Origin of the sequence: Candidatus Pelagibacter communis (genome assembly GCF_001180025.1) — a bacterium.
Taxonomy (GTDB): domain Bacteria; phylum Pseudomonadota; class Alphaproteobacteria; order Pelagibacterales; family Pelagibacteraceae; genus Pelagibacter; species Pelagibacter ubique_A.
On sequence record NZ_CVSK01000047.1, the window covers coordinates 1 to 26327 of the forward strand.

27 protein-coding genes and 1 pseudogene are annotated in these 26327 nt (G+C 30.1%); 11 read left to right on the forward strand and 17 right to left on the reverse strand.

Annotated elements, in window-relative coordinates:
- Window positions 1-207, forward strand: a pseudogene (locus tag AMN83_RS01875) (aminomethyl transferase family protein); the annotation flags it as partial.
- Window positions 208-363: 156 nt separating this feature from the next.
- On the forward strand, window positions 364-909 hold the full coding sequence (locus AMN83_RS01880; RefSeq protein WP_075503920.1) for a hypothetical protein: 546 nt from the start codon (window positions 364-366) through the stop codon (window positions 907-909).
- Here AMN83_RS01880 and AMN83_RS05185 read toward each other — a convergent pair.
- From AMN83_RS05185 to AMN83_RS01895, 4 genes are read right to left on the reverse strand one after another with little or no spacing between them, the layout of a single operon-like run.
- Entirely contained in the window at window positions 906-1073 is a 168-nt protein-coding gene (locus tag AMN83_RS05185) for a hypothetical protein (protein WP_179850403.1), read from the reverse strand. The genes AMN83_RS01880 and AMN83_RS05185 overlap by 4 nt on opposite strands.
- Window positions 1066-1677, reverse strand: a complete 612-nt coding sequence (locus AMN83_RS01885) for a DUF3726 domain-containing protein (protein WP_075503922.1) — start codon at window positions 1675-1677, stop codon at window positions 1066-1068. Before AMN83_RS01885 ends, AMN83_RS05185 begins: the two co-directional genes overlap by 8 nt.
- 2 nt (window positions 1678-1679) lie before the next feature.
- Window positions 1680-3341, reverse strand: a complete 1662-nt coding sequence (locus tag AMN83_RS01890; RefSeq protein ID WP_075503924.1) for a hypothetical protein — start codon at window positions 3339-3341, stop codon at window positions 1680-1682.
- 2 nt (window positions 3342-3343) lie between these two features.
- Window positions 3344-4309 carry a membrane dipeptidase gene (locus tag AMN83_RS01895; protein WP_075503926.1) on the reverse strand — a complete coding sequence of 322 codons (966 nt, stop codon included), beginning with the start codon at window positions 4307-4309 and terminating at the stop codon, window positions 3344-3346.
- A 94-nt stretch (window positions 4310-4403) separates the two neighbouring features.
- On the opposite strand from AMN83_RS01895, the gene purE reads away from it, so the two are divergent.
- From purE to AMN83_RS01925, 6 genes are all read left to right on the forward strand, one after another.
- Window positions 4404-4895, forward strand: a complete 492-nt coding sequence (gene purE, locus AMN83_RS01900; protein WP_075503928.1) for a 5-(carboxyamino)imidazole ribonucleotide mutase — start codon at window positions 4404-4406, stop codon at window positions 4893-4895.
- Window position 4896: 1 nt separating this feature from the next.
- Complete coding sequence (locus tag AMN83_RS01905; protein ID WP_075503930.1) at window positions 4897-5943, forward strand: 5-(carboxyamino)imidazole ribonucleotide synthase; 1047 nt, start codon at window positions 4897-4899, stop codon at window positions 5941-5943.
- Entirely contained in the window at window positions 5944-6411 is a 468-nt protein-coding gene (locus AMN83_RS01910; protein WP_075503932.1) for a GNAT family N-acetyltransferase, read from the forward strand.
- Window positions 6412-6528: 117 nt separating this feature from the next.
- Window positions 6529-6735: a cold-shock protein gene (locus AMN83_RS01915; protein WP_008545539.1), complete on the forward strand. Its 207-nt coding sequence runs from the start codon at window positions 6529-6531 to the stop codon at window positions 6733-6735.
- 140 nt (window positions 6736-6875) lie between these two features.
- The gene (locus AMN83_RS01920; protein ID WP_075503935.1) at window positions 6876-7622 is read left to right on the forward strand and encodes an aspartate/glutamate racemase family protein; all 747 of its coding nucleotides are present in this window, start codon (window positions 6876-6878) and stop codon (window positions 7620-7622) included.
- Between the two features lie 3 nt (window positions 7623-7625).
- Window positions 7626-8066, forward strand: a complete 441-nt coding sequence (locus AMN83_RS01925; RefSeq protein WP_075503937.1) for a hypothetical protein — start codon at window positions 7626-7628, stop codon at window positions 8064-8066.
- Here AMN83_RS01925 and AMN83_RS01930 read toward each other — a convergent pair.
- Window positions 8056-8445, reverse strand: coding sequence for a hypothetical protein (locus tag AMN83_RS01930; RefSeq protein ID WP_075503939.1), 390 nt, complete (start codon window positions 8443-8445; stop codon window positions 8056-8058). The genes AMN83_RS01925 and AMN83_RS01930 overlap by 11 nt on opposite strands.
- Window positions 8446-8548: 103 nt before the next feature.
- On the opposite strand from AMN83_RS01930, the gene AMN83_RS01935 reads away from it, so the two are divergent.
- Window positions 8549-9397, forward strand: a complete 849-nt coding sequence (locus tag AMN83_RS01935; RefSeq protein ID WP_075503941.1) for a DMT family transporter — start codon at window positions 8549-8551, stop codon at window positions 9395-9397.
- 10 nt (window positions 9398-9407) lie between these two features.
- Here AMN83_RS01935 and AMN83_RS01940 read toward each other — a convergent pair whose 3' ends face one another.
- From AMN83_RS01940 to AMN83_RS01955, 4 genes are read right to left on the reverse strand one after another with little or no spacing between them, the layout of a single operon-like run.
- On the reverse strand, window positions 9408-9995 hold the full coding sequence (locus AMN83_RS01940) for an aminomethyltransferase family protein (RefSeq protein ID WP_075503943.1): 588 nt from the start codon (window positions 9993-9995) through the stop codon (window positions 9408-9410).
- Window positions 9992-12988 carry a sarcosine oxidase subunit alpha family protein gene (locus AMN83_RS01945; RefSeq protein WP_075503946.1) on the reverse strand — a complete coding sequence of 999 codons (2997 nt, stop codon included), beginning with the start codon at window positions 12986-12988 and terminating at the stop codon, window positions 9992-9994. The genes AMN83_RS01940 and AMN83_RS01945 overlap by 4 nt, the downstream gene beginning before the upstream one ends.
- Window positions 12988-13257, reverse strand: a complete 270-nt coding sequence (locus AMN83_RS01950; RefSeq protein WP_075503948.1) for a sarcosine oxidase subunit delta — start codon at window positions 13255-13257, stop codon at window positions 12988-12990. The genes AMN83_RS01945 and AMN83_RS01950 overlap by 1 nt, the downstream gene beginning before the upstream one ends.
- Window positions 13258-14514, reverse strand: a complete 1257-nt coding sequence (locus AMN83_RS01955; RefSeq protein ID WP_075503950.1) for a sarcosine oxidase subunit beta family protein — start codon at window positions 14512-14514, stop codon at window positions 13258-13260. It abuts the gene before it with no gap.
- 129 nt (window positions 14515-14643) lie between these two features.
- On the opposite strand from AMN83_RS01955, the gene AMN83_RS01960 reads away from it, so the two are divergent.
- The gene (locus AMN83_RS01960; RefSeq protein ID WP_075503953.1) at window positions 14644-16326 is read left to right on the forward strand and encodes a formate--tetrahydrofolate ligase; all 1683 of its coding nucleotides are present in this window, start codon (window positions 14644-14646) and stop codon (window positions 16324-16326) included.
- Here the strand turns inward: AMN83_RS01960 and AMN83_RS01965 are convergent.
- Together AMN83_RS01965 and AMN83_RS01970 are read right to left on the reverse strand one after the other, a co-directional pair.
- A complete protein-coding gene (locus AMN83_RS01965) occupies window positions 16318-17106 on the reverse strand; it encodes a type 1 glutamine amidotransferase (RefSeq protein ID WP_075503955.1) in 789 nt (262 codons plus the stop codon). The two genes, AMN83_RS01960 and AMN83_RS01965, sit on opposite strands and share 9 nt — an antisense overlap.
- Complete coding sequence (locus AMN83_RS01970; protein WP_075503957.1) at window positions 17106-18263, reverse strand: iron-containing alcohol dehydrogenase; 1158 nt, start codon at window positions 18261-18263, stop codon at window positions 17106-17108. Before AMN83_RS01970 ends, AMN83_RS01965 begins: the two co-directional genes overlap by 1 nt.
- A gap of 78 nt (window positions 18264-18341) precedes the next feature.
- On the opposite strand from AMN83_RS01970, the gene AMN83_RS01975 reads away from it, so the two are divergent.
- Entirely contained in the window at window positions 18342-19673 is a 1332-nt protein-coding gene (locus AMN83_RS01975) for an NAD(P)-binding domain-containing protein (RefSeq protein WP_075503959.1), read from the forward strand.
- Window positions 19674-19677: 4 nt separating this feature from the next.
- On the opposite strand, the gene AMN83_RS01980 is transcribed toward AMN83_RS01975, so the two are convergent.
- The 6 genes from AMN83_RS01980 to AMN83_RS02005 all read right to left on the reverse strand — a co-directional run bounded on the left by AMN83_RS01980 (window position 19678) and on the right by AMN83_RS02005 (window position 26314).
- Window positions 19678-20640, reverse strand: a complete 963-nt coding sequence (locus tag AMN83_RS01980; RefSeq protein ID WP_075503961.1) for a 2-dehydropantoate 2-reductase N-terminal domain-containing protein — start codon at window positions 20638-20640, stop codon at window positions 19678-19680.
- 8 nt (window positions 20641-20648) lie between these two features.
- Window positions 20649-22127 (reverse strand): glycerol kinase GlpK, encoded by a 1479-nt coding sequence (gene glpK, locus AMN83_RS01985; protein ID WP_075503963.1) that lies wholly within the window; start codon window positions 22125-22127, stop codon window positions 20649-20651.
- Window positions 22128-22131: 4 nt separating this feature from the next.
- On the reverse strand, window positions 22132-24285 hold the full coding sequence (locus AMN83_RS01990) for an ABC transporter permease (protein ID WP_075503966.1): 2154 nt from the start codon (window positions 24283-24285) through the stop codon (window positions 22132-22134).
- Between the two features lie 3 nt (window positions 24286-24288).
- The gene (locus tag AMN83_RS01995; RefSeq protein ID WP_075503968.1) at window positions 24289-25320 is read right to left on the reverse strand and encodes a quaternary amine ABC transporter ATP-binding protein; all 1032 of its coding nucleotides are present in this window, start codon (window positions 25318-25320) and stop codon (window positions 24289-24291) included.
- A gap of 65 nt (window positions 25321-25385) precedes the next feature.
- Complete coding sequence (locus AMN83_RS02000) at window positions 25386-25937, reverse strand: hypothetical protein (RefSeq protein WP_075503970.1); 552 nt, start codon at window positions 25935-25937, stop codon at window positions 25386-25388.
- The gene (locus tag AMN83_RS02005) at window positions 25937-26314 is read right to left on the reverse strand and encodes an MORN repeat-containing protein (RefSeq protein ID WP_075504073.1); all 378 of its coding nucleotides are present in this window, start codon (window positions 26312-26314) and stop codon (window positions 25937-25939) included. The genes AMN83_RS02000 and AMN83_RS02005 overlap by 1 nt, the downstream gene beginning before the upstream one ends.
- Window positions 26315-26327: the final 13 nt, after the last annotated feature.

The following is a 26327-nucleotide window of genomic DNA, read 5'->3' on the forward strand; positions in this document are numbered from 1 at the left end:
AAAACTAATATAGCAATGGGATATGTTCCGTTTGATGGAACTTTAAACCCTAATGGATTTCCAAAAGGTAAGGTTGGAACTAAGTTTAAAGTTCATCTTCCTGAAAAATATTCGGACACTCCAGGAACACCTGTGGATGCTGTAGTTGTAGATATTCCATTCAAAGAGTCTTTCAACGCAAATACGAGAGAAGTTGTAAAAGGGTAAAATTTACTAAGGGGGAGCTAATTTCAGTTCCCCCTTTTCAATTCTAATGACCAAAAGTTTTCTAATAGCAGTTTGCATTATCATTGCTATTGCTTTAATAATATTCCCATTAATTGTTTCTTATAAGGCTCAAAAAAATAAAAATAAAAAAAATTAATGTTTGCTGAATTTTTAAATATAATCTTTAAGTCAATTAAATTAGACAAAACTCTTTATTCGGATAATAAAAATTTTGGGGAAGCATCAATATACTTTGCTGGGATTATAATGATCCTAGATGGTATCGCTGGAGCAGTAGCAGCTAATACTATTATTAAAACAGCTATTGCAATGTCTGGTCTAACTGCAATAGTTACTTGGCTAATATGGGCAATTTTTATTTTTGTAATTGGAGTTAAATTATTTCCTGACAAACAAACCAAAGTATCGTTCAAAAAAGTTTTAACAGCTGTTGGATTTGCGCATGCTCCTGGTTTATTAAGATTTTTTGCTGTCACACCAGATTTAATGATACCAATAATTTTTCTTACACAGTTTTGGATTTTTGCAGGTTTAATAATTTCAACTAAACAGATATTGAGTTTAAAATCTAATTTTAAATCTTTTGGGATTGTACTTTTATCCTTTTTAATTATTGCATTTTTATCTATCTCATTTGTGATGAGTAGAATGAATATGCTTCCAGTAAGTCAAATCAGTTAAAGTGGAAAAATAGTCTTAGATACTCTACAAGATTTACATAATTTAAACCCAGTAAGAATTAAATTTTGAGTGACACTTTCGTCTTCCTCTTTGCATTCGTCACAAATATTATTTAATTCTTCAGTATCTACCTTTGGATTTTTTTCATCAATTTTATCAATCATTATCTGTCAAACCAGCACCTGCCGCACCCTCTTTTAAACTGTCACTCTCTTCAACAAAAGTTTCTTCGGATAACTTGTATAAATTATTCCATTCATCGTTTGTAAAGTTATCTTCATTTTCAAGTAGATTGACCTCAATTGTATTCGCTATCTTTGGAAATTCTTGATCAATAAAATTTGAAAAAATATTTACATTTAGATTTAGTAACATTTTTTTTTCATCTATTTTTACATTAATTTTTTTTCCAATAATTTCTGATGAACGACTTATGAAGGAAATAAAAATTATTGGATAAGCAACATTTTTAAACTCAATTTTTTTTAAATTTTCTAAAACATTTATTTGATCTAAAAAACTAACGCCTAAAGTAATTGGACAGTAAGGATTATTCAATGAAGAGTTATTTTCACTAATTAAATTTAAACTTTCAAATTTACTTTTATTTTTTTGATTTAAATATTCATTAAGGTGCTTAATACCCGGTAAACTAAATAGCTCTAACAATCTTATACTTTTTCCTGTTTCCTCAGAAACTCCCCAAGAATATCCTGCCGCCTTTGAAGCTCTTTTAACAGTAGTTTCAATTTCACTCAGTGATTTCATTATTAAATATTGGTTTTATATACCCATTGCTCGTCATAACTTTTTAACTCATTTGGAAGTGGAGCTCCTTGGAACATGCAAATTCTTAACCATTTGTCAGATCGTGGATCAAATTTTAATGCCCCAAAAAAAGACAATTTTAGTCTAAGCATATCAATAGGCATTAAATCTTTACCAATTGTATTATCTTGTATCTCTGAATAAGGAAATTTTTCTACAATGAATGCTCTCCTCACGACATGTCTTAATTCAGAATTTGATGTTAAAAATTCAGCAATAGTTAAACTATTTTTTGAGACTAATAATTTGTCATAAAGTTTTTTTATATCTCTTGCTATTGCTAAAGGCTGTTCTAATTCTGATCCATGCTCTTCAAAACGATCCGCTAATCTAGGTTCCTCTTTATTTTTTGAAATAAACCAAAAGTTTTTATTATTTTCTTTTTCTTCAAAATTAATATCTAAAATGTTTGGATACTTTGCTTCAATGATATTTCGCAATTCTTCAACTTTTCTATAAGTTGGAATATTAAAATATTTCTCTTCATCTGAGCTCATTTCTTTTACCAAAGGATTTACAATATTATTATAAGGTTCCATCATTATTGAAACAATGTATTCAATACATTCCTCGCAAGTATTATCCTCCAACCATTGATATATTTTGTTAAAAGGATATTCGATCTCAAAATCAAAATCTTTGTTTATAAAGTTTAAAAATCTTTCAACATCTTTTAGTAATGATGTGATTTTTATTTGCTGATATTCGCTATCAGTATTCCAGCTTGTAATATTTTTTAATGATTTTGTTACACAATCTATAAACAAATCACTATCTTGACTTTCTACATCTTTGATTTCTCTAATTTTTTTAAGTGCTTTTTCTCTACTTAAAATCCAATTATTTAATAGAGTTGGGTGATTGACTATAAATGGAGCCATGCCCAAGCCTGTTGAATTACCTATTCCCAAGTTTTTACAAATATTATCATCTAACTTAACGGCTGTTTTTGGATTTTTATAATAAGCAACATGATTAACTTGATCAAAAGTAAATTGTCTTACCAAATATACCAACATCATTTCTAATCTGAATGGGCCATTAATTTCTTCACGATTTTTAATTCTAAATCGATCTGCTAGACCAAACTTACCAGAGCCATATACTGCTGTAGTCCTATATAAATAGCCTACTTTTGATAATAAGTTTAAATCTGGCTGTTGACCTTTGCTCAAACTTTCAACTACGTGATTATAAATTCTTACTGATTTGTTTGCTCTAGATAAAGTTAATTCTTTATAAGAAAGTCTACCAACTTCTTGTTTTGGAACTTCATTTTTTAATCTTTCAATATCTTTTTTTGTAGGAACTCCATCATGTAATGTAAAGGCAGCATCCCATTTTGTTGCAATAACTCTATCTGATCTTTCTTCATCTTTGATTTCATTTGCAAAACAAACTAAAGAATAAACTCTTTTATTTTTTTTAAATGAATAAACAGCTTCTCCAAAACCATTTTCGTTTAAATTAAATAAATCTCTTTTATACTCCCACTCTTTAAATTCATTAAGAAAACTTCTTAAAAAAGATAATTTTGATTGATGAAAAGATCCTAGCCTTGATAATTTCATTATCTTGTTTGGGTCTCTTAATTCAACTTTCATAATTAAATAGATTTATAAAAATTGTACCAGTTATTTCCAAGTATTCCATGTGTCTCGGTATCTGAAAAACCTGCTTTTTTTAGACCTTTTTCAATATTTGAGAACCCTCTTGCATCAAGAAACCAGTCAGGTTGTTTTGGAAAACCTGGTTTATTTTTTGAACCTTCACCATAATTTTTACTTTTAGACCAAGAACCATTTCTCATCCATTCAACAACAGTATCTGGATGATCTAAACAAAGATCTGATCCTATTCCTATTTTTTTTACATCCATTATTTCAGCTGTTTTTGCCACCATTTCACAAAAACTATCTAGACTACAATTTGTATTATCTTTTAAGTGATGAGGGTATAATGATAAACCCAACATACCACCACTATCGCTCAAAATTTTTAATAAATCTGAAGATTTGTTTCTTTTAGCTGGATGCCAAAAAGAAGGGTTAGCATGAGTAATTGCAATTGGTTTTTCACTAAACTCAATTGCATCTATAGTACTTTTTTCTGCAGAATGTGACATGTCAACTACAAGGCCAACTCTATTCATTTCTCTTATAACCTCACGTCCAAAATTTGTAACTCCACTATCTACTTTCTCATAACAACCTGTTGCAAGTAAAGATTGATTGTTATAGGTCAACTGCATAAATCGACATCCTAATTCATGAACCTTTTCAACAAGATTTATGTCGTCTTCAATTGGTGAACAGTTTTGAAAACCAAAAAATATTGCAGTTTTATTTTCTTTATTAGCTTTATCAATATCTTGAAAATTTTTACCAAGGAAAATTAAATCAGAATTTTCATGAAATAATTTTTCCCATTTTTTTATTTCGATTTGTAATTCATCAAAATCTTCATGGTAGACAATAGTAACATGGACAGCATCTAATCCAGCGGATCTGTTTATCTCAAAGATTTTTCTAGACCAGTTGCAATATTGAAGATTGTCGATTTTATAATTCATAGTATGCTTAACTCTAATCAATATGTATTTTAAATACTATTAATTTTATTGAAATTTTTAGTTAATTTTGAAATAAACAGATTGATCAATTTTCATGAAAAAAAATAATAAATTAAAAGTTTCAATCATAATGGGAAGTCAATCAGACTATAAAGTAATGAAACTGGCCGAAAAAACCTTAAAAAAAATTGGAGTTTCGTTTGAAACAAAAATTATATCTGCTCACAGAACACCACAAAGAATGTATGAATATGCTGCAAAAGTTGAGCAAAATCATATAGGAGTAATAATTGCAGGTGCTGGAGGATCTGCTCATCTTCCAGGTATGATATCAGCACTTACACATCTGCCGGTACTTGGTGTTCCTGTTGAAAGTAAAAAGCTTAAAGGTTTGGATAGTTTGTTATCAATTGTACAAATGCCTAAAGGAATTCCTGTAGGAACGCTTGCTATAGGAGAGGACGGCGCTATTAATGCTGCTTTACTAGCAGCAGCAATAATTGCTAATAATAATTCGAATGTTCGAAAAAAACTTAAAAATTTTAGAACATCACATACTAAATCTGTAAAGAAATCTCCAAAATAAAATGTCAGAAATTACTCTTGGTATCATTGGGGGTGGTCAACTTGGAAGCATGCTTGCAATAGCAGCTAAAAAAATAAATGTGAAAACTGTTATTTTTTGTGATGATATAGATGCACCAGCACAAAATTTTTGCAATCAATTTATTAATGGAAGTTATGATAATAAAGAAAAAATATCAGAATTTTTAAATCAGGTTGATTTAGTCACTTATGAATTTGAAAATATTCCATATGAAACATTAAATGAAATTAATAAATTTAAACCAGTTTTACCAAAGCCTTCTGTTAACAGATTAATCCAACATCGATTGGCTGAAAAAGATTTTGTTAATAAATTAAATATTAGAACAACTAGATATGTATCGATTGAAAAAAAATCTGACATAGATGCATTGGAAGATTTTCTGCCAGGAATTTTAAAAACAACAACACTCGGTTATGATGGAAAAGGTCAATATCCAATTAAATCAGGCGATGATCTTAGTGTTTTGAATATTGATTTTTCAAAAGGATATATTCTTGAAAAACTTGTAAAATTAAAAAAAGAGATTTCAATTATAATTACAAGGTTTGGTAATAATAAATATGAAATTTACGAACCAATAGAAAACACCCACGAAGATCAAATTTTAAAATATTCAAAAATACCAGCTGAGATTGATGAAAAGATTTTTAATCAATCTAAAGATTGGGCAATGCTAATTGCAGAAGAACTTAAATATGTTGGAACTTTATGTGTAGAATTTTTTATTGACAGAAATAATAATCTTTATGTTAATGAGATTGCACCTAGAGTACATAACTCAGGACATCTAACAATAAATGCTTTTAATGTGAGTCAATTTGAAAATCATGTAAGAGCTGTGTGTGGTTTAGAACAAATTCCTTTAAAAAAAATATCTAATGCTAAAATGATGAATTTGCTTGGCCATCAAATTACTCATTACAGAAACATACAAAAGTTTAATGATAACGAATTTTTCTTTGATTATTTAAAAAAAGATATAAAAGAAAAAAGAAAAATGGGTCATATCACAACTTTAGTATAAATGTTAAAATCAATAGAAGGTAATTTTGATAATACAGAAGTTAATGAGCTTCTAACTAAGCATTTTGTTGAACTTAGAGCTGCCTCTCCAGAAGGTAGTGCTCACGTCCTGGATATTCCTGGTTTAAAAGTTCCATCAATTAAATTTTGGAGCTTATGGGATGATGAAAAACTGATCGGTTGTGGTGCTTTAAAGTTTTTAGATAATGAACATGGGGAATTTAAATCGATAAGAATTCATGACAATTTCAGAAATCAAGGTCAAGGGATTAAGGTAATCAATCATTTAATTAGTGAAGCTAAAAAACTTAAAATAAAAAGATTAAGTATCGAAACAGGAGCGGGTGATTTTTTTATACCGGCAAGAAAACTTTTCAAAAAAACTGGTTTCGCAGTATGCGAGCCTTTTGCGCACTACAAAGAAGACATCAATTCTGTTTATTTAACTAAGATAATCGATGATAATTAATAAATTATTTTTAATTATTGATCTATTTTGTTGACAAAACTCAATAAAATCTAAAGAAAGCCATTATTACTTAATTATAAGTAATAATTAAACATAACAAAAAGTAAGAAGAAAAATATGAGTCTACAAGGTAAAGTAAAGTGGTTCAATCCAACCAAAGGTTTTGGTTTTATTGAAAGAGAAGATAAAGAAAAAGATGTGTTTGTACATGTTTCAGCAGTAAGAGACGCTGGTATGAACGGTTTAGATGAGGGTCAAGCTTTGACTTTCGATGTTGAAGATGGTCCTAAAGGTCCTTCAGCAGTTAACTTAAAAACTGCATAATTTCACACTTCCTATTGGCTGAAAAATTTATTTTACTTTAGTAAATTTATTATTCAGCCAATACCTTATTTAATAACAATCTTTAAACACAATTATTAATTATAGATTTAAATTAAAATATTAATAAATTAATCAAGATTATGATTGGAATTTTAGGTGGAATGGGAACTCAAGCTGGTCTTGATTTTTGTAACAAACTTGCGGTTTTAAATAGAGGAAAAATTGATCAAGAGTATCCATTATTTATACTTTATAATAAATCAAATATTCCTGGCAGACCTGAATCTATAGGATCTCAAACTAAAAATCTTTCGAACAAATCTACAAACAAAACAAGTAGAGCAAAATATAACAAAGTTTTAAAGAGCTTACTCAAAGGTTGTAAGCTTCTAGAAAAGAATAAATGTAAATTTATAGTTATACCTTGCAATACAGCTCATTATTGGTTCGATGATTTACAAAATAAAATCAATATTCCAATAATCAATATGCCAAAAGAAGTTTTCAAATTTACAAAAAAAAAATGTATAAAAAACTCCAAAGTTGGTCTCTTGGCAACTGAGGGTACTCTTAAAACTGGAGTTTATAAAAAATTTTTTGAAAAAGATTATCAATTAATAGAGCCATCTCAAAAAATACAAAAATTGTCAGTCAATAAAGCAATTAAATTAGTTAAAATGGGTAATGTAAAAGCAGCTGCAAAAGCAATTAAACCTGCAATTGACTACTTAATTAAAATCAAGTGCAAAAAAATTATTTTAGGTTGTACAGAGCTACCTATTGCAATTTTTGCATTTAAATCATTTGAAAATGTTAAATCCTCAAAAGTTTTCTTAGATCCTAACTTAATTTTGGCTCATTCAGCTATGGTTATGCATAAAAATTAGCTTATGTCTAATGAGAATGAAAAGCCATATGTTTTAAGAGCTGCAGAATTTGTTTATTCAAACATAATTGAAATTAAAAAACAAAATCCTGAAATCAATAATATACAGGCATTTGAAATTTTTATGACTACTAAAGAATATGAAATTTTAAGTTCAGGAGAATTTCACAATAAATGGTTTTTAGAACTTAAGAATAATAAATTTATTGATAAGATAACTAAGAAAAAAATTAATGAAGAAACTTTAAAAATTTTAGAGCTTCAAAAAGATTCTATGGTTAAATTTTTAATGAAAATACCTAAACTTTATTATACCAAAAGTCATTTTCCATTAGAAATATCACAAAGAGCTTTCAATCATTTATGGAGAGTTTGTGAAAGCTATGAAATGTGGTGTAAAGAAACTAAGCAAGAAAACTTGATATATCTAAATATTATTGAGTAATATTATTTAAATCAAGTATTGATCTAGTAACCTCTATTCTTTTTTTTAGTAATTTTTGTAAATTTTGATTATCTAGTTTTTGTCTAGTCATTTTAATTCTTGTTTCAACTAATTGTCTTAAATCTTCGTCAAAAGAATTTTTTTTTATTTTTTTATCTATTTGTTCGTTGACTAAAGTTTCTTTAATTAAAACATAGGAATTTTTTCCAGTTTCTTTCTCTATATGTTGATTGACTATGAATTGTGCACTAGCTTTATAAATATTACCCGAAGTAATTGCTGTTACGCTTGGACCTACTAGTGAAAGAATAGGTACAAAACCTGTCAAAAAGAAAAAAGACAGTATAATTGTTAAAATTCTAAATAATCTAAACTTCATAATTAAACTTTAAGTGATTTGATTCTCTGTTGCTACATTTAATTTGTTCATTATAGGTACTGATTTGTTTGATTTTATTTGATTTATTTGTTTATTAAAGATGATGATAAGAATATTTCCTTTCATATTTATACTTCTGTGGTCTTCAGCCTTCATAACTACAAAACCTATCATAGATAATAGTGATCCATTTGCTGCTCTTGCATTTAGATTTGCCTTGGTTGCTTTTGGTTTTTTTTTATTTTCTATTTTTTCAAAACAAAAAATTTTAGTAAGCAAAAGAAACTTTATTGAATCTTTTTTTAGTGGTGTCTTATTTCATGGTTTTTATCTTGGTGGTGTCTTTTACTCAATTTCAATAGGCATGCCTACAGCAATTGCAGCATTAATTGTAACTCTTCAACCAGTTCTAACAAACGTATTAAGTGGTCCAGTCTTAAATGAAAAAGTATCCACAAAACAATGGATAGGTGTTTTATTAGGATTTGCTGGTGCAGGACTTGTATTGGGTTTTGATGTTGGTTCTAAAATACCATCAACAGGATTGATCGCTACAATAATTGCTTTATTAGCAATCACATTTTCAACTTTGTGGCAAAAAAAATTAAGTAACAACTTACCTTTATCTGTAAGCAATATGAATCAAGCTATTGGTGGATGTATATTTCATTTATCAATAATTATTTTGTTTGTTGATCCATATATTGATTTCTCACAAACATTTATTATTGCTATGAGCCATCAAATATTTTTGGTATCATTTGGAGCATTTACAATATTAATGTTTTTAATTAAAAATAATTCAGCAAGCAAAACTGTTTCTATATTTTTTTTAATTCCAGCAACGTCTGCTTTTATGGCATGGCTTTTCTTAAATGAAAGTTTAACTAGTTTAGATTTAATTGGATTTATAATTACTTCTATAGGTGTTTATATTGCAACAAGAGATTGAAAATTTAAGCTTATAAAGAATGAAAGCCAAACTCTAGAGATGCATCTGTGATAGAATGATATAAAGATTCGCCAAAACTTCTTAGAGCAAATAACCTTACTTTATTTGGATTTTCACCCAACTTATCTACAGTAAAAGCTATTCCATTATAAGTTGAGTTAATTGAATTATTTTTCTCCAATGTATTAAAATTAAAAGGACATCCTTTTTTCAAAACTTCAATCGAATCATTTCCTTCGATTTCAATAATAGCTCTAGAATGAGATAAATCTGTTATAGCAAAATCTGTATCTTTAAAATTATCTGATACATTTTTAATTAAATTTTTTTTTGTCGAAACTAAAAGCCAGTTTTTTGGTCCATTCCACATAATCCTTGTAGTTTCGTTAAACACTACATTTAAAGGTTCATTTTTTAATTTTAAACCATCAATATCAATACCCTCAAATGAAACTGAAGAATTTTTGTACTGAACTATTTGAACTATTAGTAAATTTTTAATTTCGGATATTTTAAGTATATCATTTTCATTTTTACCTTCATAATCTCCAAATTGCCCTTTTGTATGAACATTTGATAAAGCTGAAATTAATGTCATGATCTAACCCTTTCACCTTTTGGGTCTACGTAATGTGATGAAACTATCTCAACTGGTATTACTTTATTTTTAAGTGGCGACATTGCAAAAAGCTTTTGACCTATCATATTTTTTCCATCTTTCAAAATTGCTAAAGAAAAAGGATTATCATATTCAACACTCCAACATGATGCAGAGATATGACCTAACTTTGGATTTGGCAATGGTGCTTTATCATCTTTAACTAAGTGAGAGCCTTCTGGTATACTTGTTTGTTTGTCTAATGGAACTACCCCCACTATTCTCTGTCTATCTTCAGCTGTAAATGCAGATCGTTGTAATGATCTTTTTCCAATAAAATCTTTCTTTTTACTAACAAGACCTTCTAAGGCGTTATCGAATGGAATTGTTCTACCATCAAGTTCTGATCCAGCAACATGTCCCATTTCAATTCTAAGAGTTGATAATGCTTCTGTTCCATATGGTTGAATATTAAATTCTTCACCAGCTTCAATTATTTTTTCCCACATGAAATTTCCATAATCAGACTCAACATTTACTTCATAAGCAAGCTCGCCTGAAAACGAAATTCTAAATATTCTTGCTTTAACACCAAATAAATCTCCCTCCATATAGCCCATAAAAGGTAAGCCTTCATTTGATACATCAGAATTTGGAAATAATTTTTTTAATAAATCCCGAGATTTAGGTCCAGCGATAGCTGCTCCAGCCCATTGTTCTGTGGTTGAAACCACATTCACATTTAATTCAGGCCAAACTAATTGCAAATAATATTCTAAATGAGAGAGAACGTTTGCAGCTTGAGCTGTAGTAGTAGTCATGTGATAATGATTTTCTGAAATTCTTGTGGTTGTTCCGTCGTCCATAACAATTCCATCTTCTCTTAACATTACACCGTATCTTGCTTTACCAACTGGTAGCTTAAGCCACGCATTAGTATAAACTCTGTTTAATAACTCTGCTGCATCAGGACCTTTGACATCAATTTTTCCTAAAGTCGTTACGTCACAAACTCCAACATTTGCTCTTACATTTTTAGCCTCTCTTTTAGATGCCTCAAATAAATTTTCATTTCCTTTTTTATAATATCTTGGTCTTAACCAAACACCCGCATCAACAAAAACTGCATTATTTTTTTCATGCCATTCATGCATTGGTGATTTTCTGGTTGGTTTTGAATGTTTTCCAACTTCCCTTCCAACAATTGCTCCAATAGAAACTGGAGTATATGGAGGTCTAAAAGTTGTATGACCTACCGCAGGAACAACTTTATTTTCTATTTCAGATACTAATTGCAATCCATTTAAATTGCTTGTTTTTCCTTGGTCTGTTGCCATTCCTAGAGTTGTATATCTTTTAACGTGTTCAATTGATCGATACCCTTCTCTTAAAGCTATTTCTACATCAGATACTGCTACATCATTTTGAAAATCTAAAAATCTTTTATAATTTTTACCTTTTGGCAATGGAACACACCAAAACTTATCATGTTGAGAAGATTTCTTTTCAACAACATTTGGAATAGCTATCTCATTATCCTTTTCAGTAATTTTTTTTGATAATTCACTTCCTGCTTTAAATGAAGTTTTTAATGTTTCATCAAGCGAAAATATTCCATTAGCTGCACCTAAAGTGATTTCATTTTGTTTTGATTGTCCTGGAACAAATGCATCAATTTCTTCTTTAAACTTTGTTTTATTTCCTGATTGTGAAGCTAAATGAATGGTTGGTGTCCAAAAACCTGAAACGCAAATACAATCACATTGTATATTTTCTATTTTACCAAGTTGTTTTTTATCTTCAGAAATACTTGCTATATCTGCAGATTTTACTTTTTTGTACCCTTGTGCAGCAACCACAACATAAGAATTCTTTATATTAATTCCTAAATTTTTTGCTTCATCAATTATTTCTGATTCAGCGTTTTTTCTTGAGTCTAAAACAACTGGATCTACTCCATGTTTTTTAAATTCAATTGCTGTTTCGTATCCACTATCATTATTTGTAAATACCAATGGTTTTCTTCCAACTAAAACACCATATACTTTTAAATATTCTTTAGCAGCTGAAGAAAGCATTACTCCTGGTGTATCATTATTTCCAAAAACTATTGGTCTTTCAATTGATCCAGAGGAAATCAAAACCTCTTTTGCACGAATGTACCATAGTCTTTTATTAGGATGGTATTTTTTAGTTGATGGTAAATGATCACTAACTTTTTCCGACATCACAAGCATGTTGTGATCATAGTATCCAAAAATTTGAGATCTATTTTTTACAACAACATTTGGCATTGTTTTGAGCTCTGCAATTATCCCCTCAGCCCAATCTTTTCCTGATTGATTGCCAATATTGACATCACTTGTTAGTAAAGATCCGCCAAATCTTGGTTTATCTTCAGCTAAAATTACTTTAGCTCCATTTTTTGCAGCAGCATATGCTCCTGCCAATCCTGATGGTCCTGAACCTGCAATTAATAAATCGCAATATTCGTATTTATGTTCATACCTTTCTTTATCATGCTTGGTTGAAGCTACTCCTAAACCAGCTGCTTTTCTTATGAAAGGCTCATAAATTCGATACCAAAAACTTTTTGGCCACATGAAAGTTTTGTAATAAAAACCTGCTGGTAAAAAAATTTTTAAAAAATTATTGATTGCACCTATGTCAAAATTAACATTTGGCCAACAATTAACACTTTTTGCTTCTAAACCTTCAAATAATTCCTGTTCTGTTGCTTTAATATTAGGTTCTGTTTCACCATTTCTATAAAGTTGAACTACCGCATAGGGTTCGTCTACACCTGCTCCAAAAAAACCTCTTGGTCTGTGATATTTAAAGCTTCTTCCTACTAAATGAACCCCATTAGCTAATAAAGCTGAAGCTAATGTGTCACCTTCATAACCAAAGTAAGTTTTCCCATTAAATTTAAAAGATAATTTTTTATCTCTATTTATTAACCCACCATTTTCAATTCTAAAAGCTTGGGTCATTAAGCAACTTCCTCATCAGCTTTAAAAGTTCTAAAAATTTCATGAGTTGCAGTATCTCTCTCAACCTTTATCCATTGTCTACATCCAGAAATATGTTGCCATAGCTCTAAATGCTTTCCTCTTATACTTTTTCTATTGTAAACAAAATTATCCCATTCTTGATCAGTAACTTCTTTATTAAGTTCCGGTCTTTTAACGCTTGCATCGCCACCATATGAAAATTCATTTTGAGATCTCATTCCACAGTGTGGACAATTTATGTAAAGCATTTACGATATCCAGGTTTTTGTTCCAAGTCCCTTTTCATCAATAAGGTGACCAGTACTAAATCTATTTAAACTATAACCAGCGTTTAATTCATGAACTCTATCTTGTGCAATAGTGTGTGCAAATGTCCATCCTGATGCAGGTGTCGCTTTAAATCCTCCGTAGCACCATCCACAATTTAAATACAATCCTTCAATATGTGTTTTATCAATAATTGGTGAACCATCCATTGACATATCCATTATACCACCCCAAGTTCTAAGCATTTTTAATTTACTTAAAAACGGCATCATCGCTATTCCCTCAGTTAAAACGTGTTGTAATGTCGGTAAATTTCCTCTTTGAGCATAACTATTATACCCATCAAGATCGCCTCCCATCACCATCTCACCTTTATCTGATTGACTTACATAAAAATGACCAGCACCAAATGTAACTACTTTATCTAAAACTGGTTTAACTGGTTCAGAAACACAAGCTTGAAGTAAATGTGTTTCAATTGGTAAAGTCATATTTAATTTTTCAGCTAATATATTTGTGCTTCCAGCAACACACAGACCAACTTTTTTCGCTTTAATATTTCCTCTTGAAGTTCTTATTCCTTTTATTTTGCCGGCTGAAACATCAAACCCAATCACTTCACAATTTTGAATTATATCTACACCCATAGAGTCAGCTTGTCTTGCATAGCCCCATGCAACAGCATCGTGTCTTGCTGTACCTGCACTTGGTTGCATCAAACCACCAAAAATTGGAAATCTTACATTTTCAGAAAAGTCAGCCATTGGAATAATTTCTTTAACTTGTTCTCTATTTAAAAGAACTGCATCAATTCCATTTAACCTCATCGAATTTCCTCTTCTCGCGTATGCATTCATTTGAGCATCAGAGTGCGCAAGGTTAATTATTCCTCTTGGAGAAAACATTACATTGTAGTTCAAATCCTGACTCATCTTTCTCCATAAATCCATTCCAAACTCACTGAACAATCCATTTTCATCGTGCATATAATTGGATCTAATAATTGTAGTGTTACGTCCTACATTTCCCCCTCCAATCCATCCTTTCTCAATAATTGCAACTTTTGTAATGTTGTGCTCTTTAGCAAGGTAATATGCAGTAGCCAAGCCATGACCGCCTCCACCTATGATAACGACATCATATTCTTCTTTAGGTGTTGGGTCTTTCCAAGCTAAATCCCAATTTTGATGGTTTGAAAAAGCGTTTTTAACAAGGTTAAATAAAGAATATTTTTGCATTTAATAATTTTATAACAATCAATTTAAATAGTGCTTATTTTTTTTATATATATTTTTTAGAAGTTTCCAAAAATGGCAAAAAAGGATAAGAAGTCACAGGTAAATATTTTTTAATTTAAGGGATTATTCATGAGTGATGTGAAATCTGACATTCAAATAGCTCGAGAAGCTAAGATGCAACCAATAAAGGATATTCTTTCTAAGGTTGGAGTGCCAGATGAAAATTTTGCTTTTAGTCCAATGGGAAGACACATAGCCAAAATAAATCTTGAATATTTAAATACTCTTAAAAAAGAAAACGGTAAATTAATTTTAGTTACAGCAATCACTCCAACTCCAGCTGGTGAAGGTAAAACTACAACTTCTGTTGGTTTAAATGACGGTTTAAATAAAATTGGAAAAAAATCTATTGTTTGTTTAAGGGAACCAAGTCTTGGTCCATCATTTGGAATGAAGGGTGGAGCTGCTGGAGGTGGTTATGCCCAAGTAGTACCAATGGAACAAATCAATCTTCATTTTACAGGTGACTTTCATGCTATTACATCTGCTCATAACTTACTATCTGCATTAATTGATAATCATATTTATTGGGGCAACAAACTTAACATTGATGTTAGAAGAGTTGTTTGGAGAAGAGTAATGGATATGAATGATAGATCATTAAGATCAATCATTGTAGATCTAGGAGGAGTAGCTAATGGTTACCCAAGACAAGATAGTTTTGATATCACAGTTGCATCTGAGCTAATGGCTATTTTTTGTTTAGCAACAGATTTAAAAGATTTAGAAAACAGAATTGGAAATATTACAATTGGTTATACTAGAGATAAGCAGGCAATTTATGCAAAAGATTTAAATGCACAAGGTCCAATGACTGTTTTGCTTAAAGAAGCAATAAGACCGAACGTAACTCAAACTTTAGAAAACAATCCAGCAATAATTCATGGTGGGCCTTTTGCAAATATTGCTCATGGATGTAATTCAGTTATTGCAACTAAAGCAGGACTAAAATTAGCTGACTATGTTGTTACAGAGGCAGGTTTTGGAGCTGATTTGGGAGCTGAAAAATTTTTGGATATTAAATGTAGAAAATCTGGTCTCAAACCAGATTGTGTTGTTATTGTAGCAACAATAAGAGCTTTAAAAATGCATGGGGGAGTTGCTAAAGAAGATTTAAAAAAAGAAAATGTATCAGCTCTAAAAGAGGGAATGGTAAATTTACGAAGACATATAAACAATATTAGAAAATTTGGGTTACCTGTTACTGTTGCTGTTAATCATTTTATTACAGATACAGAAGATGAAATGAAAACTTTGTTAGATTTTTGTGAAACGCAAGGAGTAAAAGCTTCTAAATGTACTCATTGGTCAAATGGAAGCGAAGGAACTGTTGAACTTGCTAAAAACGTTACAGAAATTTGTGAAGATAAAAAAGATACATTTAAGTTTTTATATGAGGATGACCTTCCGTTATTCAAAAAAATAGAAAAAATTGCACAAGAAATTTATAGCGCCTCTGAAGTGGTAGCAGATACAAAAGTAAGACAACAATTAAAAGATTTTGAAGAAAAAGGTTATGGTAAGTTACCTGTTTGTATTGCAAAAACTCAATACAGTTTTTCAACAGATCCAAATTTAAAAGGTGCTCCCACAGGGCATGTTTTGCCTGTAAGAGAGGTAAGACTTTCTTCTGGTGCTGAATTTATAGTTGTTGTGTGTGGAGAAATTATGACAATGCCAGGGCTTCCAAGAGTTCCAGCAGCCGACTCTATAAAATTAAATGACAAAGGTGAAATAGAAGGTTTATTCTAAATTTAAATAGCCTAACCAGTTCTCTAATTCTCTCATTCTAGAAACTTTATCTAATTTATTATTCTCAGTTTCTATATGTTTAATATGATTATCGACTTCAATCTCATCTTTAAAAGCACCTTTTTCTAAAAGTCTCTTTTTTCTAAAAATAATCAAATTAATCATTTTATTATAAGTAATCTCGGGGTGGTATTGAAGGCCCCATATATTACAGTTGCCAACTTCAAAATTTAATCCTTGCACATCATTAATTGAGTTTGAGGCTAATAAAGTTGAATTTACTGGCATTGTTACCACTTCATCAAAATTAAATGCAGGGGTATTAAATTTTTTATCTTTATTTTTATAAAGTGGATGATTTAATCCATTTTCATTAATTTCTATATTTGAAGCAATACCTCTATGAGATCCTTTTGTAGCTTTTTTAACCTCCCCTCCTGCTGCTGTTACTGCTACTTGCATGCCCCAACATATTGCTAAAATTTTTTTGATTTTTTTCTGACATTCTTTCATAAATTCAATTTGTCTTTTTATTTCTGGAGTATTGTTATAGATGTTTAAACTACTTCCTCCCCAAATAAGACCGTCGTAGCTTTCAAGTGCATCAATATTTTTATTAATATTTTCATCCGAAGAAGGATTGACCACGTGGGTTACTAATTTATCTGTGAAAAACCCCAAACTATCTTTAAGGCTTTCTGTATGTGTTTGAATTCCAGCCTCAGAAAAACTTTGATTTTCTTCTTGTAAATTTCCTTCTACTATCAATATTTTTTTCATTAAAATAATTCTCCAGAAATACTTTTTATATACATTTCTTTTAGATCATTTTGACTTAATTTTTTGGGATTCCCTCCTGTTGATGGATCTTCAAATGCCATTAAGGAAAGTTCATCTAAATCAATATTATTACAATCCATTATATCTGACAATTTGTGTGGAATATTTAAATTATTTCTTAATTCTAAAATCCAATCTAAAAAACTATCAAAATTTTTATTTAAGCTAAGATAATCACAAATCGATATTATTTTATTTTCAATTGATGGTTTATTAAATGTTAAAACATAAGGCATAAATATTGCATTGGATAAACCATGATGAACATTAAATTTACCATTTACAGGATGACTCAACGAATGAATTGCTCCTAGTCCTTTCTGAAATGCAGTCGAACCCATTGAAGCTGCGGATAGCAAATCCATTCTTGCATTAACATCTTTTCCATTTTTAAAGGCTTTAATTAATGAATTTTTAATTAGTTTTATTCCCTCTATTGCCATACCATCAGCCATTGGATGATAACCTGGTGCACAAAAAGCTTCTAAATTATGTGCTAAAGCATCCATTCCAGTTGCTGCTGTTAATCTTGGAGATAAATCTATAGTAAGCAAAGGATCTAAAATCACAATTGAAGGTAGCATTTTAGGATGAAAAATAATTTTTTTTGCACCAGTATCTTTGTTGATAATTGCAGATGCTCTTCCAGTTTCAGATCCAGTTCCAGCAGTAGTAGGAACTGCTATGATTTTTGAAATTTTAGAACTATCTGCTCTAGTCCAGTAATCACCAATATCCTCAAAATCCCAAATAGGTCTAGATTGATTACACATAAATGCTATTGCCTTTCCAACATCTAAACCACTACCACCTCCTAAAGCTATTACGCCATCACAGCCCGAAGTATTATAAACTTTAACACCTTCCTCTACGTTTTGACAAATTGGATTTCCCGTAAAATTAGAAAAGGTAATTAGATTTTTAAAACTTTTTTTTAAACTCAATATTATATTTTTTATAATATCTAAATTAATTAAATCTTTGTCAGTTACAAATAATGGGTTTGAAATACCTAGCTCTTTACATGCCAAAGATAAGTCTTCAATTCTTTTTTCTCCTATCCACATAGTGGTGGGATAATTCCAATTAATACCCATAAACAAAATATAATTTTATTTTTTTTAAAATTGTTAGTAAGATATATTTATAAATTTATTAATGATAGGAAAAATTCTATGTCAAAAGTAGCAATCATAGGCGCTGGTCCATGTGGACTTTCAATTTTAAGAGCATTTGAACATTTAGAAAAAAAAGGAGAAAAAATTCCTGAAATAATTTGCTTTGAAAAACAAGAGAGTTGGGGTGGTTTATGGAATTACAATTGGAGAACAGGTTCTGATCAATATGGAGATCCTGTGCCTAATAGTATGTATAGATACTTATGGTCAAATGGACCTAAGGAGTGTTTAGAATTTGCTGATTACTCTTTTGATGAACATTTTGGAAAGCCAATTCCCTCTTTCCCTCCAAGAGAAGTCCTGCAAGATTATATTTTAGGAAGAGTAAGCAAAGGAAATATAAAAAGTAAGATTAAATTTAATACTAGAGTTACAAATGCTGTTTATAAAAATGATAAGTTTGAAATTGGCTACCATGACAAAGTAAATAATAAAGTTTTAAATGATACATTTGATTATGTGGTTGTCTCTACAGGTCATTTTTCTGTGCCTTTTATTCCTGAATACGAAGGAATGAATTCTTTCCCAGGAAGAATAATGCACTCACATGATTTTAGAGATGCTGAGGAATTCAGAGGAAAAGATGTAATTGTTTTAGGTAGCAGTTATTCTGCTGAAGATGTGGCTCTACAATGTAATAAGTATGGCGCTAAAAGTGTAACAATCGGTTACAGACATAACCCAATGGGTTTCAAATGGCCAAAAGGCATGAAAGAAGTTCATTATTTAGATAGGTTAGAAGGGAAAAAAGCCATATTTAAAGATGGAACAGAACAAAATGCTGATGTAATTATTTTATGTACAGGATATTTGCATCATTTCCCATTTTTAGATGAAAGTTTAAAATTAAAAACACATAACAGATTGTATCCACCAAAACTTTATAAAGGTATTGTGTGGCAAGATAATCATAAGCTTTTATACTTAGGTATGCAGGACCAATTTCATACATTTAACATGTTTGACTGTCAGGGATGGTATGCAAGAGATGTGATAATGGGGAAAATCAAAATGCCTAGTGATGAAGAGATAGATAAAGACATTAATAAGTGGGTCGCTATGGAAGAAAAATTAGAAAACCCTGACCAAATGATTGATTTTCAAACAGAATATACCAAAGAACTTCATGATATGTCAGATTACCCTAAAATTGATTTTGAATTAATTAGAAAACATTTCAAAGAATGGGAGCATCATAAAGTAGAGGATATTCTTACTTATAGAAATAAATCATTCTCGTCTCCTGTAACTGGATCAGTTGCACCTGTGCACCATACACCATGGGAAATAGCGATGGATGATTCAATGAAAACCTTCTTAAATAAATAATAAATTAATAATTTATTTTTAATTTTTTATTTTTGGTAATTGCATTTAGCAAAGTGGTCATTAATGGAATTTTTTTTTTATTAATTTTATTTAAAATATATGGTGCAATTTCATAAGCTAAATCAGCTCCTTCAACAGTATCATTTGTCATAAATTTATTTTTAGCATTTTTAAAAGAAAACCCTTTACCCAAGTATTCACCCATTTTACTATTTCTTCCTCCTACAGCACTAACATACAAATCACCTAAACCTGCTAAGCCTCTTACAGTTTCTTTTTTACCTTTAAAATGTTGAATTAAATATTCCATTTCATCAAACGATTTTCTAAATAATGCTGAGGAGGTATTATTCCCTTCACCTGATCCTATAACCATAGAATAAATATTTTTTATAGCGGAGGAAAATTCTATTCCTCGAACATCTGAAGAGTATTCGGTTTTATAATATTTTGCTGAAACTAGTTTTCCTATTTGTCTTGCTATCCTTATATTTTTATTTGCAATAACTGTATAGCTCTTTATTTTTCTTGCCAATTCTTTTGCCAAACAAGGTCCTTTTAACACAGAGATATTTAATTTTTTATTTCTTAAATCTAATTGTTCTGACATTGTAATTATTTTTTTTGTTTTACGATCAAATTTAAGTCCTTTTGTTAAAATCAATAAATAAGTTTGTTTATTTAAGTTCTTTAAATATTTTTTTACCAATTCTATTCCAACAGAACTTACGGCTACTACAATTAAATCCCATTTTTCAATTAGTAATTGAGATGAAAATCTTCTAATTAATAATTTTTTTGGCAAAGTAATTTTTAAACTAGGATGAAATTTCTTTTTATTAAGAAGTTTATTTAAAAGTTTTGCATTATATGGCTCTGTTAAAGTTACTTTATTGTTATTGTCTAACAATGGAAAAGAGAATGCTGCCCCCATTGCTCCAGCTCCAATAATTAAAACTTTCTTCATAACCAAAACTATGCCAAAGTTTTTTTAATTGCTAGTTTCCATCCTTGTAAAAGTTGATTTCTCAATGAATTTTTGATTTTTGGAGAAAAAGCTCTGTCTTTTTGCCAAATATTTTTGATTTCATTTAAAGATTTAAACTCACCAACCTGATATCCAGCAAAGAGAGCAACACCTAAAGCAGTAGTTTCCAATACTTTTGGTCTAATTACTTTTAGATTTATTGTATCTGACAAGAATTGAGAAAACCAATTGTTTGCAACCATACCACCATCAATTTTTACTATTCTAGGTTTCAAACCGTCTTTATTCATAGCGTTAAAAAGGTCATAACTTTGATAAGCAACGGACTCTACTGTTGCTCTTACTAAACTTTGCCAATTACTATCTCTGGTTAAACCTGTAATTAAACCTCTTGCATCTGGTCTCCAATACGGTGCACCCATGCCGCTAAAAGCGGGAACGATATAGATGCCATCATTTATATTTGATGATCTTGCTATTTTTTCTGTTTCTGGTGCTTTTTTTATTAATTTCATTTTATCTCTTAACCATTGTATGCCAGCGCCAGCTATGAAAATTGATCCCTCTAAAGCATAAGTAGTCTTATTATTCAATCGATAACATATTGTTGTTAACAATTTATTTTTGGAATTTATTTTCTTAGAGCCTGTATTCATAATTACAAAAGCCCCTGTTCCATAAGTGCTTTTGATTGAACCTTTATCAAAACAAGTTTGACCAACCGCAGCAGCCTGTTGATCACCTAAAACAGCAGATATTGGTATCTCTTTTCCAATAATTTTTTTATCAGTTTTGCCAAAGTCATCAGCTGAATTTTTTACTTTGGGTAGAATACTCTTTGGAATATTTAATTTTTTTAAAATCTCATGATCCCATTTATTGTTATTAATATTAAACAGCATTGTCCTACTTGCGTTTGTAGCTTCGGTTAAATGTTGTTTTCCTTTAGTTAATTTCCAAATTAAAAAAGTATCAACTGTCCCAAATAATAAATTGTTTGACTTTATTAATTTTTTAGACTGCTTAACATTATCTAAAATCCACCTTACTTTTGTTGCTGAAAAATAAGGATCAATAAATAATCCTGTTTTCTTTCTAAAATCTTTTTCATATTTTTTGTTTTTAAGTTTTTTACAATATTCTTGAGTTCTTCGATCTTGCCAAACTATTGCATTATAGATTGGCTTTCCTGTTTTCTTATTCCATAAAATTGTTGTTTCCCTTTGATTGGTAATTCCAATACTAATAATATGGCCTCTGGTTTTATTGGCCTTATTAACAACATTCTTAAGTGCTTTAAGGGTTGTTGACCAAATCTCATTTGGATTATGTTCTACCCACCCATTTTTCGGAAAATATTGTTTAAATTCATATTGTGAAACAAATTCAATTTTCCCTTTAGTGTTAAAAAGTATTACTCTTGAAGAAGTGGTACCTTGATCAATAGAAATTATAAATTTTTTCAACGGACTACGCTATGCCTAAGTGTTTTTTTCTTTTTCCAACCCAAGTTCTAATCAAATTATCAAAGATCAATCCTATAAACGCAACACAGATACCTAAAGTTAAACCAATTCCAGCTCCATTTTTATCTGAAAGTGCTTTTAAAATGTATTGACCAAGATCTTCCGTTCCAATGAAGGCTCCAATTATCACCATAAATAAAGCAAAAACTATTGTTTGATTTAAACCAAGCATCATATGAGGAAATGCTAATGGAAACTCAATTTTAGTTAATCTTTGAAATTTATTAACACCAGACATTGTTGCAGCTTCATGCAAGCCAACAGGAACACTTCTTAAACCTTCAATTGTATATCTTGTTGCAGGAATTGTGGCATAAACAATCACTGCAATTAATACAGAAGTATCTGTAATTCCAAAAAGCATCATTACAGGAATTAGATAAACAAATGATGGGAATGTTTGAAATATATCACAAACACCTAACATAAACGCTGCCGATTTTTTATTTTGAAAACATAATGTGCCAACTGTAAATCCAATTAAACAAGAAATAACTACTCCAAAAGTTGCCATATATAATGTAACTAGCGCTCTATCCCACCATGGACTTAATGCTATAAATAAAGTCAAAGCAGCAACAACTAATGCTGATCGAACTCCTCCAATTAAATATCCTGCACCAACTGCTAGTACCAATGTAGCAACTGCAGGCATTCTTAAATACAAAGCTCTCATCGGCTGAAGCACATCTTGAATTAACCATGTATTAAATGCTTTAATATAAACGAAGAAAGTATCAAAAATCCAATCAACTCCTTTATTCCAAAAATCTGCTGTTGATATTCCTTTGTTATGAGGAATTTCAAACAAGTAATTAAAACTACCTTTGAAAATAAAAGTCCCAACATATGCAAGAATTATTCCAATTACGAATGAAGCTGCAAAAAATATTACGTTTTTATTTCTTTGGAAAAATGTCAGATTACCAAAATAATCTGTTTGTTTATTTGCCCAAGCTAAAGACATTTTATCAAGAAGAATTGCAATTAGACTAATACACAATCCTGCTTCCAATGCTAATCCAATATTAAGTTGGTTCAAAGCTAATAATAAATTAAATCCTAAACCTTTGGCACCAATGAAAGCAGATATAACTGCCATTGAAAAACAAACCATAATAACTTGGTTAACTCCAATTAAAATATCTCTTCTTGCTGTTGGAATTAGTACCTTGAACATTAATTGCCAATTGGTACAACCACTCATTCTTCCTGCTTCAATAACTTCTGGGGGTATGGCTCTTAAACCTAATATTGTTAATAATATCATTGGTGGAACCGCAACAACCATAGTAATAATTACAGCAGCGTGATCACCTACTCCAAATAAAACAAGTGCAGGAACTAATACAGCGTATTGTGGCATAGTCTGCATTACTAGAAGAATTGGGTACAATGCTTTTTCAACACGTTTACTTTTGTAAGCTGCAATACCTAGGCCTAAACCAAAAATAAATGAAAGTGGAGCTGCAACAAGTATAAAAGAAAGCGTTTGCATTGATGGTTTCCATTGACCAAATATAGAAATATAGATCATTGTTAAACCTGCAAATAAAGCCAATCCTTTTCCACTTAATTTATAAGATAGTATAGCTGCTCCAGCTGCAACAATGGTCCAAGGTAAACCTGGTAACTCTAACCAAGGATAAGCATCAATAAAATCCCAACTTGTAAATGCAACAATAGTTTCTAAACCTCCAAGTAAAATCTCTCTAATTAATTCAATTAAAAAAGTCATAAATGAAGTTAAATTTCTACTTATCTCTAATAGTAATGGTCGAGTTTTAAATTCTTGAGTATCTTCGTTCCAAAATTCCATTGGCATCCATTCATTCATTAAGAAAAATAAAGAGTCATTTATCCAAATAGGCAGCCATCCTAGAAGTGGAGGCAATCTCCAAAAAACATCAAAGGCATAATACCTAACCTCTTTACCTAGAAAAAAGTAAACACTTTGGTTTGGATCTTTAACAAATTCGGCCTGGCCTCTTATAAATTTATAGGTTTCAGGAACATCAATTGCAAAACATAAAGCAAAAAATACAATTAATAAAAATAACCACTGAAATAATTTTGGATATTTTTTTAAATACTCCATATTTTAACTACCGTTTTTTCTTCCTCCAAAAACTGTATCTATTATTTTTGAAGGTTTAATTGATCCTACAATATTATTATTTGAGTCAATTACTCCTACTAATTTTTCTTGAGTAAGTATTTTTTCTGCAACATTTTCTATAATTTCATCTTTTGATACTTTTAAATCTCCTAAATTATCTTTACTTGAAGCATCCATTACATCCTCAATAATCAAAACCTTCTCTCTCGGTACTTCTTCAGTAAACTTTCTTACATATTCAGTTGCTGGATTAAGTACGATATTTGCAGGTGTATCTAATTGTTCAATTATACCATCTTTCATGATTGCTATTCGATCAGCTAACTTTAATGCCTCATCAAAATCATGAGTGATGAACATGATGGTTTTCTGTAATTTTTCCTGAAGTCTTAAAAACTCATCTTGCATTTCTTTTCTAATCAATGGATCTAATGCAGAAAAAGGTTCATCTAAAAACCATATATCAGGCTCTACTGCTAATGACCTTGCGATTCCTACCCTTTGTTGTTGTCCACCTGAAAGTTCTCTTGGAAAATAATTCTCTCTTCCATCTAGTCCAACTAGTTTTACCATTTCCATTGCTCTACTAATACTCTCTTCAGTATTAGTGCCTTTTATCTGAAGCGGAAAAGCAATATTTTCAACAACTGTTTTATGAGGTAACAAAGCAAAGCTTTGAAAAACCATTCCCATTTTATTTCTTCTAAGCTCAATAAGCTCTTTATTATTTAATTCTAATAAATCTTGACCTTCAATAAAAATCTTTCCACCGGTAGCATCCGTTAATCTTGAAATACATCTAAGAAGTGTTGATTTACCTGAACCAGATAAACCCATTACTACTAACATTTCCCCTTTTGCAACTTCAAAAGAAGCATTATTTACTCCAACAATACATCCTCTTTCCTGAAAGGTTTTTGCGTCTACATTGCCATTAGACTCTTCAAGCATCTTTTTGGCATTTTCTCCAAAAATTTTATAAACCGATTCGCATTTGATTACAGTCTCAGACATAAATTGTTTTAAAGTTATATTAAATTCTATAAAAATAAAATGTTAATAATTGTTGCCTTTCCTAATTAAAAATTTTTAATAAAATAAACTCTGGTATCAATTCCAGTACTTAAAAAACTTAAAGCTTCTCCACTTATAGTAATACTTTCATCAACACCTACATTATTTCCACTAACTGTAAAACCCGCAAAACATTTGTTTTTTTCTTCATCCCATTTAACAAAAGTCTCATCAATTTTATTTCCATTAATTGTATATAGCTCATGTGCTCTAAAATTTAAAAAATTAGCTCCCATTATTGCTCTTTGAGGAATTAGCTTTGTAGCTTTACATACTTGCTCATATACTTCATCTGTTAATTTGTAGTGATCAGTTCCATCAAATGAGACCAATATACCAGAAGGTAATTTAGATATTAATTCGCTAAGTTTTTTTTCTTCAGCAATTCTTTCTTCTTCTAACTTCATTCTTTTTACTAAATCATCACCTTGTCCAAAAATTCCATTTAAAATACTAAAAGATAAAATTACTATTAGAGTAATAAATATAAGACCAATAAATTGTCTCAAAGACTCAGGTAAATCTTTTATTTTATTAATATAATTTTCTTTAGACATTATTCTTGTAACTTACCGTTCTTCCAAATACCTGTTTTTTGTTTTCCATCAGACCAAGTAAATGTTCCTTGACCATTCATAAAACCATTCGCCCACTCTCCTTCGTAAGTAGAACCATCAGGAAATGTTAATGTACCTATTCCACTCCAGACACTATTTTTGAATTCTCCTTTATAAATATATCCATTTGGCCAAGTCTCTACACCTTGTCCTTGTTTTTTTGTTGAAACCCATTCTCCTTCATAAGTTGTTTTATCGGTATAAACCCACTTACCATATCCATTATCACAATTACCTTCTTTACAGCCTGTACTTCGTGCAAAGACTGATGTGCAAACTAGAAAGCTTAAAAGAAAAACAAGAATAGATCTTTTCATAAACATATTTTAC